The following is a 19438-nucleotide window of genomic DNA, read 5'->3' as shown; positions in this document are numbered from 1 at the left end:
TGCAGGCTAAGGAGGGACAAGCCAATGATTGGCAATAGTCGCAATAAAGCAGACTTAAGTGTGCACACTGTACACACCCCTTTTGGCCTGACAAAGCAGCGCCTAACCCGGCTTCCTCACGTCAAGAACGCGCCGACGTCCGGTGGTTTCGGCGCCATGCCCCGAAGTCATGTCGCGCCAAGACCTCCCATCCATGAAGAGGGAGTAGGCCAACCACGACCTACCCGGCCGCACCGCGAGAGGAATCCATGGCCCCAGTAGAGAGCCAGCGGAGGGCCCACACGCCACGACCCTGAACCCGCTCCCCCACAACTGAACAGGCCAACCTGCGGCCAGGCAACAAGCCGGCACCACACATCAGAGACTCGTGTCAACAATTGTCAACACGTTAAAGCAAAAACCCCCTCTGACGAGGGGGTATGCCGTGCCCGAGGTGGGACTCGAACGGGATTCCGACCCTTGAAAACACTGGGAAGTGGCGGAAACATGCGGAATCGGGGGCAGTCCGGCGACTCTATTGGCCAGTCCGGGCCGAGAGGTGTGGACATTGTCCACACTCCTTCTTTTGCTCGATCGAACACCGAATGAGGTGGACTCAACGCGCGTGCTTGCTTACTCACAGGGAAATTCCCCACAACGTACAGAACCCGAACCAGTCCGGTGAAGTACGTCTCGGTCCAAAGGGCACAGCGTGGAGTATTTCCAGGCCCTCTTTTGCCATCCGACAAGGCCCCACATCCACAGAAAGGGAACAAAGGGCCAGCTGGCTTCCGACACCGCAGTGCATGTGTGGCCGCGCCGGCACAGACGAGGCCTCTGCGACCTGTATGACGCCCACAGAGCCGTCTCTATTCGTTGGTCTTGGGGATATCAGCTATTTGAATAATGGACGTTACGCTGCTCACGGGCACAAAATCCTGCCGAACGGTTGTCAAAATATGTCCGCTATCTAACCGGAAATGCTCGGTAGCGTTGCCAAAGAATCCTTCTGGAAGCGGTATGGCGGCGTTCGGGTTGTGGAACACGTGAATTGCTTGGGAAAAGTACTCCGTGGGCGCCTTCGCAGAGCCAACTTCGTATCCGAACAGGTTGGGTTTGTCCGCATTCTCATCGTGCCGCAGGCACGTTCCTGTCCTGAAGATCATGACGCCACCCGTGCCTAGATTCTCCTGAAGGCCGATGCGACCAAACTGCGCTGTTGAGGAGCTGTTCGAGAAGATCACCGCACTTACGTGGGCATAGGTATCCATGTCGAAGACTCCGCTGGGTATGGTCTTGTTGTTCCACTCATGGACGTCGAGAATCATCGGAGTAATCTCAAGTTTTCCATTTGTCATTGCCACCGCAGCCGATCGGCCAAAAAGGTATTCTCCGGCGTAACCAAAGGAGTGGAAGAGGGAACTTGTACCGTGAAACGCTTCCACCGCCACCACAAAAGGCCGGCCAACTATGGCATCGAGCTCCCAATATGCTTGGCCCTTCGCGTTCCGCTTTTGCACTTTCGCCCACAGGGCCTTACCAAACTGATGCACAAATTCGGCGATACCTTCGTTGATGTTTTCGGGGGCAAGACCCGCGATGGATGACGTAGCCTCCCCCAAGGACACCCCACCCGTTGGCTGGGACGTCACGGCCTCGATGGCTACTGTTTCACTCCCATCGCAGACCAGAAAGTCAACCAGACCCTTCGTGGGCATCTGTTCGAGGTCAGCTTCACTGAGAAAAGCATGCAGGGATAGCTCCCACGTACGAGCATCGAATCCCTTGGACTGAAACTCCTGGACGAAGCTCTTATCCTCGTCAGTGTACGTGCTGAATATCAGGTCCATGAGTTGGCGGGCAGGAGCGCCGGCCTTAGTGTCTCGAATGAGCACAAATCTCTTATCAGCTTTGTCTTCGGCGACTTTCATAGTGAACAGGCTCTTCATGCCAGCCACTTTATGGTGTCCTGTCAAAAATCACAGGATGACACTCACTAGGCCACAGTCAGCAAAAAGCAATCCAGCACCGCGCCCTCAGCCTTATTCTGGCATGCGGGTCCGGGAGTGGCGGAAACCCAGGTCGTAGGTAACGGCTTCCAGTCGGCCTTCCCCTTCGCGCAGCTCGGGCTCTCGGGGACGCAGGATTCCGCGACTGCCTGGTCCCGCCGGCGATTCGGTCGCTCACCTTAGCTTTGGGCTGAAGCCGACGGCGGGATTGAGTCGCCCAAGTAAACCAGTGGGTGCAGAAAATCCGGATACACGTTTTGCCCCGGCCATTCTGCGACCCTGAATGTCCGATGGAATCCCGCCGTCCGGGGCAGCAGCATGTAACCGTTGATGCCTCCAATGAATGCTGCCACCGGGCCGGTCCACAGCAGGATCGCTCCGCCGCCTGAGGCCGGTATCGAGGATTGGCTTAGTTTGCTGGCCAACAAAATCGCAGCTCCCACGATCGCAATCACGATGAAGGAGCCGACCAGAATGCCGCCTCCGATCTGCTTGAGGGACTCAACAAAAGGAATATTCGCGTTTGGTGATCCCGGGATCCACCGCTGCCAGTACCATCTGGGGCTCCATCATCTTCTGTTGGAATGGGCTGATTGGGCTCACGACTTCACAGGTGGGGAGGATGGGAACGACAAGACATGGCGGAACTCTCCGCTCAATGCCCCAAGCTTCCTTCCGCTCGGGCCAGAACTATGCCTGATATTACTCGCTATGTGGTGAGCAGGGGCTAGTCGTGCTGGCCGCAAAGCACAGGAGTGATTGGCTGTCGTCGCCGCAGGGCCAATCGCCCGCCCGAAGAACAGCGCTAGCCATTCGTACCGATATCGAGCGCATATACCAACTGGCTGTGCAAGCTTTGAAGGATGGCCCGCCCGCCATCGCTAGGAATGGCTTTTCCGTGCTCGGCAAGGTAACTCGCAACGTCTCGCTTTCCGGGTACACGCACTCCGGCAACTCGCGTTGCCCAGCCTTCCAACTGCTTCGGGCGAGATACTTTACTTTGCTCGTCGAAAGTAGGCATACCCTCAATGTTGATGGTGGGATTCCACTCACGCAGCAACTGAACGAAAGTCTCTCTATATGTGTCAACATCAAGCAGATGTTCAAGCATGACCTCCCCAAGTTCCACGACCTTCTTTGAAGAGACTCCCGCAGCGATCAGATTTTTCTTCAGCCGCAAGCCTCCGGTGTCGCTGTCGACAAGGAAGGCAACTCGCGCGCCCTCAAGATTTAGGTCTTTGTAGTCTTCCCGCGACGATTCAGAAAGACCAGGTGCGATCTGATACGGCAGTTCAGCCAAATCCGTTGAGGCTCGGATCAGGGACGGCAGAACCAGCATCTCGGTTGCACCTTCGGCAAGTACAACAAACCTAGCAGTGGCGAATGCCGAAGCCCCAGCCCCCATCGCAATCATCAACGGCGTGAAACCGCTCGCATTGCGCCAGAAGCTATTTTCGATGGTACTTTCCTGTGAATTCGTAGAGCTTGGAAGCACTGCACGAATGTTGGTACCCAAGTCAGCGGGCAAACAAGCAGGCGAGTGAGTCGTGTATATGACCTTCGCAACCTCCTGCTGGCGAGAAAAAGATGCGACGAGATCGGATTGAGCGTCGAGATGGAGATGCGTTTCTGCCTCGTCTATGAGCAGAATCGGTTTTACTTCGTGTGAACGGCGTTCAAGGAACGCGACCAGTGCCACATACATACGCAGTCCAGCACTTCGCTCGTCTATAGGCGTCACCACATCTTCATCTTGGATGATTTCAATGAAGAGTGTCGTGTTTTCCAGGTTGAACGAGACGGACAAGTTTGATTGACGCCAAGAATCTTGAAACTTTCGTTTCAGGGTTATGTTGGCTCGCCGGATACGGGTTCCATGTGCTGCGCGGTTACCCTCCGTGAGTTCTTCGTACAATTCCGCCAACGAAAGATCAGCCATATCGGCCAAATTTTGAACCGCATCGGGGACGTCTTGCAGCGTGTCCTCGCTTAGCGAGAACGCTGAAGGGAGATTGCGGTCGCCGTCGGAAAAGATTAGAGCCACTGGAAGCATCTCCCCCATCCGGCGACGAACTTCGTCTGCGGGATCCGGGGCATCCACCCACTCCAAGAGGGAGGAAATCGCTTGAGCAGCCTCTACGGGAGCCCTGAACCATTCTGCGAATTCCAGCAGATAGACGACATCGTCACGAAGTTCGGGGAGCACTTCCCGCAACTGGTCTTCTTCGTCCGCCTCGTCGATTCGAGTATGGAATGCATCAAGGTTCCTTGAAACCTGTGCCTGAAGCTCTCGCTGGTCATCGTCTGAATCGGAACTGTCACGTTCATCGAAAGCGATCAAGCTGTCTTGGCCACAGGTCTGCCGGAATTTACCAACCAAATCTGCCAGGTTGCGCCTGGATTTCTCGGGCGTAGGCTCCACCTTCATGTAGCGGGTTGTTGTTCCGGCCCTCCTTGAGAGGACTAAAGTTCTTGGAAGCTCCTCTAAATCTAAGTCGGAAAACGACTGCACTTCAGCCTCTTCAAGAACGTATGTGCCTCGGACCACCGTGGATGCGTCGCCGGGCCTAGATGTACGGGACCGACGCGAGGGCGCAAGTGTCGTGTTGGTATCGGTCAGATAGACTAGCGCATCGAGTAGGGTCGATTTGCCAGCTTCGTTAGGACCTACCACGGCGATGACCCGTGGAGTTAAGTCGATAGTACCTGTCGTGATTCGTCCGAAACCCGTGATGGATGCTTTAGCAAGACGCAAGTGAGGGTCCCCCTTTTAGTAATTTATTTGTAAGCACATGTTTGTCACACTGATCAGTGGAGACCTTTTTGGCGGAGCCTTGCCGCAGCGAAGCCAAAGCACAAAGCACAAAGCACAAAGCACAAAGCACAAAGCACAAAGCACAAAGCAACAATAACCTAGGGCGAGTGCGTCGGAGCCTGGAAGTGTCTGCATCAAAAGGGTGTCTCCTGGTTCCTACCCCAGGCAACATTTCTCCGCCCAAACTCGCACTGCTGATACAGCGCCGATTGAGGCCAGCTCACCATCTGCGTGACCCGTACGCTTGAGGACATGGAGAACTCGGCTGAGCAACAACTGTTAGAGGCGTTGACCCAAGACACGGGGTCCGGCGCAAGGGCGCAGTACCTAGCTATTGAGCGGCTAGTTTCCGGGCTCCTCGGCGGTCAACAGCACGACCTCCGAGGTGAAGTGCGGGGCCCAGACATTCTTATCCCCCGGCCGGACGACAAGCCGATTGCTGTCGAACTCAAGGTGTTTCGCGATCGGTCCTGGGCAAGAAACTTCAATAATCGCGTGGCGGAGCTACTGGCTGCCGCTGTGGAAACACGGCGCTCGTTCCGCGGCGAAGTCACGCTCAGTGCAGTCCTTCTGATTACGGACTCAGCGCGGGATCAGTCAGGACATCTTGATTCCATACCACCGATAGTGGGCCGACTGCTTCGTTCGGAAGATGGTGTCGGATATGACTCGGTTCTCCTTGGTTGGGCGGGGCGCCAACTCCACTGGCGATACGTCGCCGCAGCCGACGCCTCGGGTGTCAGCGAAGAAGCGCCGGACATATTGCACTCGACGATGGATGCGTTTCGGCGACTTCGCACGCAGCGATCGGCGGAGCACCCGCCCCGTTCCTCGCCGCCTGGCTCTCGGGGGCTACGCATCCTGCTCGTCGCGGATGAGTGGGCCTCGGGACGTGGCGGCATCTCGACGGTCAACAGGGAGTTGGCTATCGCGCTTTCAGACGCTGGTGTTGAAGCCGCCGTAATGGTGCCCCACGCGTCGGACGACGATGTTCGATCTGCCTCCGAATCAGCTGTTGCCCTTGTTGCCCCCGCCAGGATCCCCGGGTTGAGTGATCGCGAAGCGCTCCTTCTGAGACCTGTGTTTGCCGCTCAAGGGTGGGAGCCTGACGTCATAGTGGGCCACGGGAGGCTTTTAGGCCCATATGCGGCAGCTCAACAGCAATTCTTCCCACAAGCCCGGCGGGTGCATTTTGTTCACACCGACGCTGAGCAACTTGAGGCGGCGAAGGAAACGCGGGGCGGCGATTCCCACATGACAAACGCCGACATTCGTCGAGGACTCGAACGAGAGCTCGCTCGTTCGGCCGATATGGTTGTCGGGATTGGTCCACTCCTAACTGAGTCGATTCGCGACGAGCTTATAGGCGCAGGACAGCAATCGCGGGTTATCTGCCTCGTTCCAGGGCTCCGCATGACATTTGACACTGCGAGTGCGCACCCGCCTGTCAGAAACCGAGTGGTAATCATCGGGCGAGCTGACGATTTCCATTCGAAAGGGATCGACATTGCCGCCGAAGCACTTCTACGCGTTGTCGACAGTTGGGCGCCATCCAAGCCGCACCTTCCGATGCTCGTGATCAGAGGCGTGCCGGACGAAGCTGCCAACGAGGTCAAATCACAACTGGATGCGATTCTCGAAGGAAGAGTGACGTTTATTCTCCGTCCCTACTCAGACTCTGAGGTTGAAGTCGTACAGGACTTGGCTCAGGCCCGTGTGGTGATAATGCCTTCGAGGCACGAGGGCTTCGGGCTCTCAGCCTATGAGGCAATTGCCAGCGGCGTGCCTGTACTAATGAGTTCCGAATCGGGCCTCGCTCAGTTCCTGCGGGATTCAGGTATCGACACCTTTCCGACCTCGATCATTTCCACACGTAATTCTGTGACAACCTTGGCTATCGATCTATGGGCGGACGCAATTCAGCAGGTGTTGGATGACCCAGAGTCTGCCCGCACCCAAGCTGTTACATTGAGGCAGTCAATCGCCGATCTCGTGAGCTGGAAGTCGTCGGCCGCTCAACTTCTCGATGAAATTAACGGGCTCTCATGAGCGGGGAGCACCGAATGGGCGCAACCTCTAAGGGTAGGGAGCGAACTCCATTTACGTCTGTTCGCAGACTGGACGACTGGTCGAGTAATTCCGGGCACGAGCCGACCAGAATCGTTGACTCACCTCTGCAGATGGGGTACTTCTTTGGATTGGAGTTAGGAGATTTGCGGAACCGCGGTCCCAGTCACAGCCAAAGCAACATCTAAACCGGCCGCGTAGAGGACGAACTCCAACATATTGACGATGTTTCATCGTCTTCAACGAAAAGGCATCTGCCACTTGATTCCCGTGGCTCCCCGTTCGCTCCGGTAGCCCGTCCGGACTAGAATCCAGCCGTCCTTCACCGTTGGTGGGCCAGCCCTCCACTCACCCAGAATGAAGGAGCGTCCACCATCGGCAATGAACTATTGCTGTTGGATTCGGCTTTCATGGTGTGTTTTGCTCAACGGTGGTCTACAAGCCTGGGCATTGCGGGTCCCGCCACTGCCTCCGGGCGCTGATCTGGTCCCGAACGGGGCAGATGCTCTCGGACTGCAGTACGGCTTTACCTATTTCAGAGCATCAGAATGGAACGCGACGCCGCGAACGGCTGCGAGTTCTCCAAGAGCACGAGGTGCGTCGAACAAGGTATGAACGCTGTCGATCGACTGATCGGGAGGCAGATACCCGGCTACGTGAAGTTTAGCCAGTCAGCCCGCTTGCCGATAACGGCGCATATGTCTGCGTGCACAGAACCAGCCCACCACTCACCCAGGTTCACCGCCTTGGCGCGTCCCGTCGGCAAATCTACGACGCCCGATAAGCACCACGGCTTGAAAATGATCCGTCAGCGGCGGCCTGACATTTCGATGCCAGGCGCACAACGCTGACGTAGATGCACCTGCAACTTGCGCCCTGGCCAACCAACACTCCCGTGGCTTCCGTGCCCAAGATAGTAGCCGCTGACGTCATGGCGTGGAGGGCACGTCCGCCCATGAAAGGCCAGAAGCAACACCGCTGTTTGTCATTCTGATATTCCGATCATCGCTGGGCAGGCTCTCCGCGCAACCAGGGCGCTCACGCGCCGGAACCGATCCGGAAACTTCGCTCGGCGCTCCTGCGTCGCTTCCTTCCTCCCGAACTTTCCGGCACTGTCCCGGTCCCCCAAGTTGCACTCCAGCCCCTAACCCCAGCGCACAGGTCCCCTATCAGAACGGCGCATAAGACCAACGACCACAGGAACAACACACAGGGCTAAGGAACAGGACAATGAATGAGCTCACCATCAAGGACCCAGCAGACCTACTCAGCTTTATCGGCCATACCCTAGGTTTCTGGCCCAAGGAAAGCCTCGTCTGCATCACCCTGGACAAGAACAAAGTCGGCGCGACCCTCCGCATCGACCTCCCGCGCCAACCAGGAAACGAACTCGCCTACGCCCGCACCGTCAGCAGCTACCTCACCAGCGACACAACTGCGACGAGCATCGTCTTCGCCGTCTACACCTCAACCCACTGCGAACCAGGCCAGCCCAAACCACACGCCGGAACCATTGCAGCCCTTACCGGAGTCCTCGCCGAAAACGGCATCACCATCCGCGACGGGATTTTCGTCGGCGACGACGCCTACTCCCCCTACGACAGCGAGCCCGGGCAGGACATCAGTCTGCCAATCAGTTCCACTGAGTACAGCCAGGTCAATGCCGAATTCATCTACCGCGGCAGCACCATCGAACCTACCAACCGAATCATGCTCCCAGCCGCGACACAGGAAGCAGCAAAATCAACCGCCGTCGAGGAACGCATGCAATCCGTCCGAACACAGCCCCCTGACGAAGCCGCACGAGAAGCGAGCAGGCTCTGGATAAGGATGCTCGAATCAAAGGACTTCCCCACCGACGAGGACTGCGCCGCCCTCATCGCGAACTTTCAGTTCCCTCACATCCGTGACCGGCTCCTGGCCGACATCCCCGGCATCGACGAACCACCCCAACGCATCCTCTTCGCCCAAACCAACACCCCACCTCAATGGTCACGCATCGAATGGGCCCAACAACTCCTCCTCCACGCCTACACCAGAACCAGCCCCCAACACGCAGCACCCATCCTCACCACCATCGGCTACATCAACTGGTGGCAAGGCCGAGGATCCAAAGCACACCAATACATGCAACTCGCCCTCGACACAGACCCCGGATACCGCTTCGCCAGGCTCAGCGACCAAATGCTCGGAGCCGGCATCATCGCCGGCTGGAACACCAACAAAAACACCGCCTACAAAAGCCAACTCGACATGCCATAAGCCACTTTCCGAGTCTGAGCAGGTTGACGGAGCATCGGTTATCGGCCAGTTTTTCAAGACAGGCGGAGGGGTGCAGGGGTGGCATGGGTGCCTATGCTCCGAGGAAGGACGAAGGGATTGCCAGGGGGCCGAGGTCCGCCAGTCGCGGTGGGTTTGCGCCTTGTCGGGAGCAGGTGATGCCTGCTGCTTTGTTCGCGTAGCGGGCCAGGGCATGAAGCTGGCCCCGGGTAATTCCCTGGAGGCGCTCCCGGCCCCCTGCGCCGAGTGCGTCCAGCTGCATGAGCCCTGAGATCAGCGCGGCCATGAAAGAGTCTCCTGCTCCGACAGTGTCTGCTACGGTGACCGTTTCGCCGGGGACGTCGACCCTGCCGGTCCGGCTGAGGAGGACGGGTCCGTTGGCGCCGCGGGTCAACGCCACCAAGGCGGGCCCCAGAGCCAGCCATGCCTTCATTGATTCTTCCAGGGGCCTGTCGGGGTAGAGCCAGCGGAGGTCTTCGTCGCTGGCTTTGACGATGTCGCTGGCGGTCACGAAGCCCTCGGCCTGTTCTCGTGCCGCGGCCACGTCGGTGCTGATGGCCGGCCGGCAGTTGGGGTCGAAGCTGATGGTGGCGTGCGGGCGGGCGGCTTCGAACAGGCCCATCACCGACTTGTTGCCCGGGGGCAGGGCCGTGGCAATGGACCCGGTGTGGACATGGCTGGAATTCTCCGCGGCTGCCAGGGCTGGGATGGATGCACCGTTGAGGTCCCAGCTGATGGAGAACCTGTATTGCGCTGCTCCGGCGGCGTCCAGTGATGCCAGCGCGGTTGAAGTCGGTTCGGAGCCGCCGACGATGCTCTCGACGCCGTTGCTGTCCAGATGGTCAGCGATGATGCGCCCGTAACGGTCGTCGGCGAAGTGCGTGACGAGTTTGGTGCGGAGGCCGAGGCGGGAGCAGCCGACGGCGACGTTGAGAGGGCTGCCGCCCGGATGCATCTCGGGAGCGCCGTTTCCCCTGCGCTGATCATCGATGATGTCAACGAGTGACTCTCCGATGACCGTGATCGGGGCTGCATCGTCGGAGAGGTCCGGTTCTGGGGCGTTCTCTAGAGGTGGCATGGCTGCTTCCTTGCAGGTCGGTCCTGGACGTGGTTGCTGCGACGGTACCGTGATCCGCTTAGCGGCCGGGGTAGACGACGGCTTTGAGCTGGCCGGGCTGTTTGCCAGCTTTGAGTGCGTTCTCGGATTCGGCGAGGGTGAACTTGCCGGTGACCAGGACGTCGAGGTCGACTTTGCCGTCGGCGATCAGTTGGATCGCCAACTGCCAGGTATTGGTGTAGCGGAACACGCCTGAGAGCCAGATCTCCCGGTTCTGGATGTACGAGACGGGAAGCTCGACGTCGTCCGCCCCCAAACCAACGAGGATGACCCTCCCGGCCGGGCCCACGGCCTTAATGCCTGAACGGACCGCCTGGGGTGCCCCGGAAGCGTCAATGAACGCGTCGACGTCGAGCCCTTCCACACTGTCTGTCCGGGCATTGAGCGCACGCGTGGCGCCGTGTTCCAGGGCGAAGGTCAGGCGGTCCTCTGCGATGTCGGTGATGTAGATTTCTGTGGCGCCGAAGGCGCGGGCGGCCTGGGCCGCGATGATGCCGATGGGCCCGGCACCGGCGATGAGGACTCGGCTTCCGGGCCGGATTTTGGCACGTTCGCAGGCCCACAACCCGACGGAGAGCGGTTCGATCAGGGCGGCGGCCTCGTCGCTCACACTGTCGGGGATGTCGTAGGCGAAGTCGGACTGGATGGTCACGTACTCGGCGAATGCGCCGTCGATTGGCGGGGTGGCGTAGAACTCAATGTCGGGGCAGAGGTTGTACCGGCCGGCCTTGCACTGCTTGCAGGTGCGGCAGGGGCGCTGGGGTTCGACGGCGACCCGCTTGCCGATGCGGGCAGGGTCGACGGCGGTTCCGACTGCGGCGATCCGGCCGGAGAGTTCGTGGCCGAGGATCAGCGGATGGTCCACGACGTAGTCCCCGATCCGCCCGTGCTCGTAGTAGTGCACGTCGCTGCCGCAGACGCCGACGGCGGCGACCTGCACCAGGACCTGGTCTGCGTCGAGCTGCGGGAGGGGCAAGGTTTCCATCGCCATATCGCCCTTGCTCTTGAGGATATTGGCCCGCATGGTAGCCGGCAGTCCGGAGCTGGAGGCAGGTGACTGTGTGGTGGTCGTTGTCATCGAAAGTAAATCCTTGAAAGAGATGGGTGGGGACCGGCGCGTTACTTCACGGCACCGAGGGAGAGTCCTTGGACGAGTTTGTCCTGGGCTGCGAATCCTGCGAACAGCACAGGGAGGGAGATCACGACGGCGGCGGCACAGACTTTAGCGAGGAACAGGCCCTGGCTTGAGACGAACCCGGTCAGGAACACCGGGGCGGTGCCTGCCATAACGCCTGTCAGGACCCGCGCAAGGAGGAGTTCGTTCCAGCTGAAGATGAAGCAGATCAGGGCGGTGGCGGCGATGCCGGGCATCGCGACGGGGGCGATGACCTTGCGCAGGGTGAGCAGGAGGTTGGCCCCGTCGATTTGGGCTGCCTCCAGCATTTCCACGGGCACTTCGGCTAGGAAGGATCGCATCATCCACACGGCAATGGGCAGGTTCATGGAGGTGTACATCAAGATCAAGAACCAGATGTTGTCCAGCGCACCGACGCTCTTGGCGAAGAGGTAGAGCGGCAGGATCGCGGCCACCACCGGCATCATCTTGGTGGAGAGGAAGAAGAACATGACGTCCGTCCACTTCTTCACCGGCCGGATGGACAGGGCGTACGCCGCAGGTATTGCCAGGAGCAGGACCAGGACCGTGGACAGGATGGAGGCCATGGCGGAGTTGATAAGCGGCGGCCACGGGCTGACACCGGAGCTCGCTCCAAAGAATTCCTGATAGGCATCCAGGTTGAGGTTCGCAGCTATGGATGGCGGGTTGGTGGCAGCGTCTGTCTCCGAGTGGAACGAGGTCAGGATCATCCAGAGGACAGGGGCTGCGAAGAGCAGCGCCAGGAGCCATGCAGCGACACCGGCAGCGGTGCTGTTACGGGTAGGGTCCATCCGGGACTTTCCTCCGAACCGTCCAAGCTGCCGGCGGGGCGTTCCTGTGTTCAGTGCCGTGGGGACGGTGGGCGTGTTGCGGGGCGCGGCAGGGTTGAGGGTGCTCATCGTGCTGCCTCCTTCTTGAAGAGCGAAAAGACGGTGCGGAGTGCGAACGTGGCCACGATGATGGTGCCGATGACCACAACGACGCCGGCGGCGGAGGCCAGACCATATTCGTTGGCGAAGTAGAACGTCTGGTAGATGGCGTATGGCAGGTTGGCCGTGCCCAGCCCGCCGGAGGTGAGGGTGAAGACAGCGTCGAAGTTCTGCACAATGTAGATCGCGCCCAGCAGTCCACCCAGTTCCAGGTACTGGCGCAGGTGCGGCAGGGTCAGGTGCCGGAAAATATCCCAGGGGCTTGCCCCGTCCATCTGGGCGGCTTCCACAGTGTCCATGGGCCGGGACTGCAGCCCAGCCAGCAGGATCAGCATCATGAAAGGCGTCCACTGCCAAACCAAGGACAGGACGACGGCGGTAAGCGGCGCCTGCGAGAGCAGGTCCGGCTGGGGAGGGTTGCTGCTGCCGAACAGGGACCAGAGCCAGGTCAGGACGCCATTGATGAGACCGTAGGTGGGGTTGAGCAGGGCGTGCTTCCAGACCAGGGCGGCCGCCACGGGGACCACCAAAAACGGGGCAATGAGTAGCGTGCGGGCCAGGCCGCGACCGAGGAATTTTTTGTCCAGCAGCAGGGCCAGGCCCAGCCCGATCAGCAGGCTGGCCAGGACCACGGAAACCGTAAGCACGATCGTGGTGAAGATGGCCTGGCGCAGGTCGGCGTTGGTGAGGACCTGGATGTAGTTTTCAAACCCAGCGAACCCCGTCTGGTCCGGGCGCAGGCTGTTCCAGTTCAGGAACGAGATGATCAGCGTCACCACGAAGGGAAGCTGGGTGACGATGATGAGGAAGATCAGGGCCGGCAGCAGCGGCGCGCGCCGGGCCCAGGCCAGGGCACGCTCTCGGGACCTGGCGTTTTTCGAAGGTTTGGTGGCGCTGTGCCCTGAGCGGGAAATGCGCGCTGTTGCTATTGTCATGACGGCTCCTGCGGTCCCGTGGTCCGCCTCGGGCGGACCACAGGACCTGTTGGTGGATTGCTACTTCTTGTACTTGTCGCCGATTTTCTGGGCGGCTTCCTGACCCTTGGCCAGCGCATCCTCCACGGAACCCTGGCCTGCGATCGCGGAGCTCACGCCCTGCGAAACAGTGGTTCCAAGGTCTGCGAACTCGGGGATACCGACGAACTGGATACCCACAACGGGACGCTCCTGTACGCCTGGATTCTTCGGGTCCGCGTTCTGAATGGCGGTCCGTTCAGCTTCGAAGAACGGGGCGGCCTTCTGGAAGTCGGCGTTCTCATAGGTAGAGCTACGCTTGCCGGACGGAACCTTTGCCCAACCCAGCTTCGAGGCGACCAGTTCCTCGTACTTCTTGGAGCTGGCCCAGGCGATGAACTTGCTGGCAGCGTCCTGCTTCTTGGATGCCGCCTGGACGCCCCACGACCACGTCCACAGCCATCCGGAGGACTTGGTTTCCTTCACGGGTGCCTGCACGTAGCCGATCTTGCCCTTGACCGGTGATCCGTCGGCTTCCAAGGCGCCTGCGGCTGAGGTGGCGTCGTACCACATGGCCACCTTGCTCTGACTCATGTTGTTCAGGCACTCTGTGAAACCTGCCTGCGCGGCGCCCGCCTCGCCGTGCTCGCGCACCAGCTTGGTGTAGAACTCGGTCGCTTCCTTGAATTCAGGGGCGTTGACCTTCGCGTTCCAGTCCTTGTCGAACCAGGTGCCGCCGAAGGTGTTAACTACGGTGGTCAGCGGAGCGAAGACCTGGCCCCAGCCCGGCTGGCCGCGCAGGCAGATGCCCTTCATGCCAGGAGCCGCGCCGTCGGCCTTTGCCGCCAGGACTGCCACCTGGTCCCAGGTCGGCTTCTCCGGCATGGTCAGTCCCTTGGCGTCGAAGATGTCCTTGCGGTACATCAGGAACGATGACTCGCCGTAGAACGGTTCGCCGTAGAGCTTGCCGTCCTTGCCGGTGAGGGAGGCTGTGTAGGCGGGAAGGATGTCTGCCTGGTTGAAATCGGCGTCCTTCGCCACGTTGTCCAGGGGCGCGAGCCATTTGTTCTCGGAGTAGAACGGGATCTCGTAGTTGGACAGGGATGCAACGTCGTACTGGCCGGCCTGGCTGGAGAATTCCTGGCTGATCTTGGCTCGGACATCGTTCTCGGGCAGGATCGTGTAATTGACCTTGATACCGGTGTCCTTGGTGAAGTTATCTGCCGTAAGCTTCTGCAGATCCTCCATCTGGGGGTTGTTGACCATCAGGACGTTGATGCTGTTCTGGTCACCGGCCGAAGATCCACCGCCGGCACCGGAACAGGCTGATGCCGAGAGTGCGATGCATAAAGCACCGGCCGCAAGCGTAGCAGCGCGCATTTTTGAGCGCATTAAGGACTCCTTTGTTCTCCATGGGGTGCACAGTTAGCCGTGCCGGCTGCTTTGCCGGGAAGGGAAACCGAAGCGGGGCCGTAACTTCAAAATGTGCGGTCCGCTGATGTTCCTCAAGATTAGGCGCGTGGCCCGGACACAACTAGCGCCATAGTTGCCAACTTCTGATACAAATTTGCCACTAGGACTGTCGGCTCCCGCTATTCTGGGAGCACTGCTGGATCTAAACGGCCCCCGCCCTATGCGGGAAACCCGATTTACGGAGACAACCTTGACCGCCACCGATGATGCCACAGCCCGGCTAGCCGAGAGACTGCTGGGCCTTCGTGCCAACAGGGAGATCATTCCTCCAGACCCCAACCACTCCGTCCGGTGGCACCAACACAGCTATCCCAGCCCTGTCGCACGATGGAACTACCACCCTGAGTACGAGATCCATCTCATCCGCAAGGGCACCGGAAAATTCATTGTCGGAGACCATATCGGCACCTTCGAAGCCGGTCACGTCTCCATCGTGGGGTCCGGGCTCCCCCACGACTGGGTCAGCGACCTCGAGCCTGGCGAAGTGCTGGAAGATCGGGACGCAGTCATTCAGTTCGACGGTAACTGGGTCGAGCAGGCCGCCTCCCTGGTGCCCGAGTTGGCGGAGGTCAAGCCCCTGCTGGAGCAGTCGTCGCGTGGCATCGAATTCTTGGGTACCTCGGCCAAGGAAGCGGCCGAAGCTATCGAGGCAATGGGGGCCACCACAGGTCTCGCCCGCCTCCAGTACCTCTTGGCACTGTTCCGGATTCTAACCACTGCCCCAGAGGAAAACCGCCGCTACCTGGCGGACGAATGGTTCAGGCCGCAACTTGACGGGCGGGCTGCCGCAGTGGTGGACCTCGTACTGGAGTACGTCTTTACCCACCATGCAGGCAACGTCAAAATGTCAGACGCGGCAGCCATGGTCGGAATGTCCGAGCCCACCTTCTCCAAATACTTCAAGCGAGCCACCGGGCAGAACTTCAGCGATCTTGTCCGCAAACTGCGCCTGGCCCAGGCGCGCCGGTTGCTGGAAAGCACGGACAAGGCAATCTCCGATATCTGCTACGAGGTCGGCTTTACCAACCTCTCCAACTTCAACCGGCACTTCCTCAACGACACTGGAGAAACCCCCAGACACTTCCGCCGGCGCGTACAAAGCTGACAGCCCACCGTCATGACTCCATTCGACAGTCAGCTTGAACATGCTTTGGGGGCCAAGACCTCGATGGATACTGTGCCAATGCAGGTTACGGGACCTTGTCGCGCTCCCTGGGGTGCGTAGTGGCCGAGGTATTTACGCGGGGTCGATGTTGTTATTCCTTGACGCCGCCGGTGGTGAGTCCGGCTTGCCAGTACCGCTGTAGGAACAGGAAAAGCGATGATCAGGGGAACGATGCTGACGAGGGAACCGGTGATCACAGCGGAGAACAACGCCCGCGCGCCGCCGCCGGCCGCACTGGCGGACTGCTGCTGGGGAGCCTGAATCCCACCTGCCAGAAGATCCGGAACTCGCCGGCGCCGTTCACCCTTGCGGCTTCAATGAGCGAGTCGGAGACGGCGTCCGCTGCGTACACCCGCATCAGGTAGATGCCGAACGGGCTGACGAGGGAGCCACGCCGTAATAGCGGAGCCATTGTATACACCTGCGGGCGGAATTTCCGTGACTCGCAGTGTTCAGCTATTCGGAATTACTTGAATCAGCCACTAGCCTGCCTACGACCGCACGAAGGCGATTGGCATCTTCGGCCGACAGTTTCATTTCGTTATGCAGGTAAGCATCGAGTTCAAGGATGTTGGCGTCTCCCCCTTCGGCCCAAAAGCCTAACCAAAGCTCATCCAACCTCAGCAGGTAGCTGTCCATCAGGTGACGTGCAGCCGTCAATACATCAACTGTGCCGCTCATTGCCTGGGGCGATTGGACCCAGGAGGGGGTGGTGTTCACTTCAGAAGCTACACGAGCGCGCGAGCCCAAGCGCTTGATCCCTGCTGTGTCCAGGGCAGACTCTCGTGACTGAAGAATGTCTCGGGTCATTTCCAGGTGCCCTAAATGTTGGTGCAGTTCTCTCAACACATGAGTGACGATTTCGGCGGGGGAAGCCCGACGATGATCTTCTGGATGTCGGACAGTCCGGGGGAACGGCCGGCAAAAGTCCGTGCTGACTTCCATCTGCGATATTCGGACCCGGATGAGTAGACGTTCGACTGGACCGGACGAGGCAAATTCTCTGTCCCTATCTCGCGTGGTGGGACGGCCGCGTAAGACGTGTCCCAGCCAGAACTCGACGACACCCAAACAGTGGCTAAGGATGGCGTAGGGGCTGTTCGCGGCTGAAAGCGCCGGTCGCTGGTTAGCAAGTTCGTCACCCAGTTCGCAAACGATGTCTGCCATGTTGCCCAAAGCCGAGCCGACTGCTGAAGCCTGCGCAGCACGGTGATATTGATCTTTACTTCGTCCTGCCGACGGCAGTGGTGAGGCCGGTCGGATGCGTTTTGATGTAGGAAAGCTTCTCATGGGATTGCCAAGAACAACGTCTCTAGTTCTTTGGGGTGGATAGCCACTGAAGTACCGCTTCCGTGTGTTGTCCCAAGTCCGGGACTGGTAGTAGCGGCGCGGACTCCCCGCGGAACGTTACCGGAGGAATGAGAGCCTGCACTTCACCAGCCGAGGTGGACACCGACGCCCAACGCCTTCTTGCCTCCAGCTGCGGATGGGCTGCGAAAGAGTCCATGGTTCGCTGTTCGGCGTAGGCAATGGGTGCCTTCTCAAGACGGGCGATTGCCTCCTCTGCGGACAGCTTTGAGAAGACCGAACTGATGATACGGTCCAAAGCATCCCGGTTCTCTACCCTGAGGTAATTGCTGGAGAAGCGAAGATCCTCTCGCAACGCAGGCTGCTCGAGAACTACATTGCAGAAGTTCTCCCACTCACGTTCATTCTGCAACCCAAGATTGATGACAGTCCCATCGGCAACGGTGAAAGGTCCGTACGGCGCGATCGTCGCATGGCTTGCGCCCGTGCGGGCCGGCGCCGTCCCCCCATACATTGTGTAAAGGAGCGGATAACCCATCCACTCCCCCAACGCCTCCAGCATGGAAATCTCGAGGTTTGCACCCTTGCCGGTTTGTTCCTTCCGCAAGAGAGCCGTGAGTATTCCGGAGTAGGCGTACATGCCGGTCGCAATATCGGCGATGGACAGGCCGACCTTGGAAGGCGTCTCGTCAGTCCCGGTGATGGACACCAGACCGGTTTCGCATTGAATAAGCAGGTCGTAGGCCTTCTTGGCAGCGTACGGTCCACCGGAACCGTACCCGGAGATATCACATGTGATCAGATCCGGCCGGCTCAGGGCCAGTTCGTCAGCGCCGATACCCAACCGACCTGCCGCTCCAGGCGCGAGGTTCTGAACCAACACATCGGCTTTGTCAATAAGCTGCTGGAGAATCTTGGCCCCCTCCGGAGTCTTGACGTCCACTGCGACACTCTCCTTGCCGCGGTTGAGCCAAACGAAATGGCTTGCCAGCCCCTTGACCGTGGTGTCGTATCCACGGGCCAGGTCACCCGCGCCCGGCCGCTCGACCTTGATAACTCTGGCACCAAGGTCGGCGAGCTGGCGAGTGGCAAAAGGAGCGGCAACGGCCTGCTCCAAAGACACGACGACGACTCCGGCCAGAGGGCCAGCACGTCCGGTAGAGGATGAGTCGGAAGGAAGAGAACCATTGCGTAGCTGCATGCATTAACTTTCAGCCCCGCCGAAGGCATAGTCCAATGAAAACTGTTGGCAATGTCCATGCAAAAAGCGCATCATGAGCTATGGACATGGATGAACTTCGATGGTTCGCGGCTCTCGCGGAATCCGAACACGTGACGGAAACAGCCGCCAAGCTGCACCTTTCACAGTCCACGCTGTCGCGGGGTATCCAACGAGTGGAACATCATTTTGGAACCCGACTGTTTGATCGGTCCGCCAGGAAGCTGACGCTCAATCGTTTTGGAGAAGTGGCAAGGACCCACATTCTGAGGGCCCTTGGCGAGCTGGAAACAGCCGAGCAACGCATCACGGCAATGACAGATCCCGGCCGAGGCGTAGTCTCACTCGCGTTTGTGTCATCTCTTGGATCGTGGCTTATACCTGAGATCATTGGCGGGTTTACAACTGAAGTCCCGGACACGTCCTTCTTTTTGGAAGGCGGGGCTGCCGATCATGTCTTGGACCTTGTACGCACGCAGGCTGTGGATGTCGCAATACTCGCTCCGCGCCCCGACGATACTACTTTTGGCTGGATCGAAGTCGCCGATGAACCCTTGGCTTTGGTGGTTCCTGAGAACCACCACTCCGCAGCAAGCGCCACTCACCTTCACCTGGGAGACGTCAGAGACGAATCGTTCGTAGGACTTCGACCAGAGTTCGGCCTGCGACAGATTGGCGATCGCCTCTGCGCTTCGGCTGGATTCAAGCCACAGATGGTCGTTGAGGCCACGGAGATGACAACCCTCTGGGGACTTGTCCGTGCTGGCCTGGGAGTGGCAATCCTTCCCCGCACCGATGGACCGATGGCCCAAGGGACCCGACAGTTGCAGATCACCGATGCAGCGGCTCATCGAAGCGTCGGCCTGGTTTGGCTGATCGGCCGCCGACAGCCCGCTCCGGTCACTAGATTCATCGACTTTATGGGCCAATACGGGCATGACGAATGAACATCCGACGTCATGCACCCA

Annotated in this window: 14 protein-coding genes; 4 read left to right on the top strand and 10 right to left on the bottom strand. The window is 59.4% G+C overall.

From position 1 onward, the window contains the following. Positions 1–848 precede the first annotated feature (848 nt). Together VUN82_11140 and VUN82_11135 are read right to left on the bottom strand one after the other, a co-directional pair. Positions 849–1928: a hypothetical protein gene (locus VUN82_11140; GenBank protein XAS74336.1), complete on the bottom strand. Its 1080-nt coding sequence runs from the start codon at positions 1926–1928 to the stop codon at positions 849–851. A gap of 865 nt (positions 1929–2793) precedes the next feature. Continuing rightward, complete coding sequence (locus VUN82_11135; GenBank protein ID XAS74335.1) at positions 2794–4743, bottom strand: AAA family ATPase; 1950 nt, start codon at positions 4741–4743, stop codon at positions 2794–2796. Between the two features lie 312 nt (positions 4744–5055). On the opposite strand from VUN82_11135, the gene VUN82_11130 reads away from it, so the two are divergent. Both VUN82_11130 and VUN82_11125 read left to right on the top strand, forming a co-directional pair. Further along, complete coding sequence (locus VUN82_11130; protein ID XAS74334.1) at positions 5056–6852, top strand: glycosyltransferase family 4 protein; 1797 nt, start codon at positions 5056–5058, stop codon at positions 6850–6852. 1248 nt (positions 6853–8100) lie between these two features. Then, positions 8101–9132 carry a DUF4192 domain-containing protein gene (locus VUN82_11125; protein ID XAS74333.1) on the top strand — a complete coding sequence of 344 codons (1032 nt, stop codon included), beginning with the start codon at positions 8101–8103 and terminating at the stop codon, positions 9130–9132. 91 nt (positions 9133–9223) lie between these two features. Here the strand turns inward: VUN82_11125 and VUN82_11120 are convergent, their stop codons facing one another. The 5 genes from VUN82_11120 to VUN82_11100 are packed head-to-tail and all read right to left on the bottom strand — an operon-like array spanning position 9224 to position 14697. Then, positions 9224–10228, bottom strand: coding sequence for a carbohydrate kinase (locus VUN82_11120; protein ID XAS74332.1), 1005 nt, complete (start codon positions 10226–10228; stop codon positions 9224–9226). A gap of 58 nt (positions 10229–10286) precedes the next feature. Beyond that, the gene (locus VUN82_11115) at positions 10287–11345 is read right to left on the bottom strand and encodes an NAD(P)-dependent alcohol dehydrogenase (protein ID XAS74331.1); all 1059 of its coding nucleotides are present in this window, start codon (positions 11343–11345) and stop codon (positions 10287–10289) included. Between the two features lie 41 nt (positions 11346–11386). Then, positions 11387–12322, bottom strand: coding sequence for a carbohydrate ABC transporter permease (locus VUN82_11110; GenBank protein XAS74330.1), 936 nt, complete (start codon positions 12320–12322; stop codon positions 11387–11389). After that, on the bottom strand, positions 12319–13287 hold the full coding sequence (locus tag VUN82_11105; GenBank protein ID XAS74329.1) for a sugar ABC transporter permease: 969 nt from the start codon (positions 13285–13287) through the stop codon (positions 12319–12321). The genes VUN82_11110 and VUN82_11105 overlap by 4 nt, the downstream gene beginning before the upstream one ends. Positions 13288–13347: 60 nt before the next feature. Then, positions 13348–14697: a sugar ABC transporter substrate-binding protein gene (locus VUN82_11100; GenBank protein ID XAS74328.1), complete on the bottom strand. Its 1350-nt coding sequence runs from the start codon at positions 14695–14697 to the stop codon at positions 13348–13350. Between the two features lie 271 nt (positions 14698–14968). On the opposite strand from VUN82_11100, the gene VUN82_11095 reads away from it, so the two are divergent. After that, the gene (locus VUN82_11095) at positions 14969–15883 is read left to right on the top strand and encodes an AraC family transcriptional regulator (GenBank protein ID XAS74327.1); all 915 of its coding nucleotides are present in this window, start codon (positions 14969–14971) and stop codon (positions 15881–15883) included. Positions 15884–16136: 253 nt separating this feature from the next. Here VUN82_11095 and VUN82_11090 read toward each other — a convergent pair whose 3' ends face one another. From VUN82_11090 to VUN82_11080, 3 genes are all read right to left on the bottom strand, one after another. Beyond that, on the bottom strand, positions 16137–16355 hold the full coding sequence (locus VUN82_11090; GenBank protein XAS74326.1) for an ABC transporter permease subunit: 219 nt from the start codon (positions 16353–16355) through the stop codon (positions 16137–16139). A gap of 44 nt (positions 16356–16399) precedes the next feature. Further along, on the bottom strand, positions 16400–16624 hold the full coding sequence (locus VUN82_11085) for a hypothetical protein (GenBank protein XAS74325.1): 225 nt from the start codon (positions 16622–16624) through the stop codon (positions 16400–16402). Between the two features lie 631 nt (positions 16625–17255). Then, entirely contained in the window at positions 17256–18452 is a 1197-nt protein-coding gene (locus tag VUN82_11080) for a CaiB/BaiF CoA-transferase family protein (protein XAS74324.1), read from the bottom strand. A gap of 86 nt (positions 18453–18538) precedes the next feature. On the opposite strand from VUN82_11080, the gene VUN82_11075 reads away from it, so the two are divergent. Further along, on the top strand, positions 18539–19417 hold the full coding sequence (locus VUN82_11075; protein ID XAS74323.1) for a LysR family transcriptional regulator: 879 nt from the start codon (positions 18539–18541) through the stop codon (positions 19415–19417). Positions 19418–19438: the final 21 nt, after the last annotated feature.

The organism is Micrococcaceae bacterium Sec5.1 (assembly GCA_039636795.1).
Taxonomy (GTDB): domain Bacteria; phylum Actinomycetota; class Actinomycetes; order Actinomycetales; family Micrococcaceae; genus Arthrobacter.
This window is presented reverse-complemented; position numbering and strand designations above follow the sequence as displayed.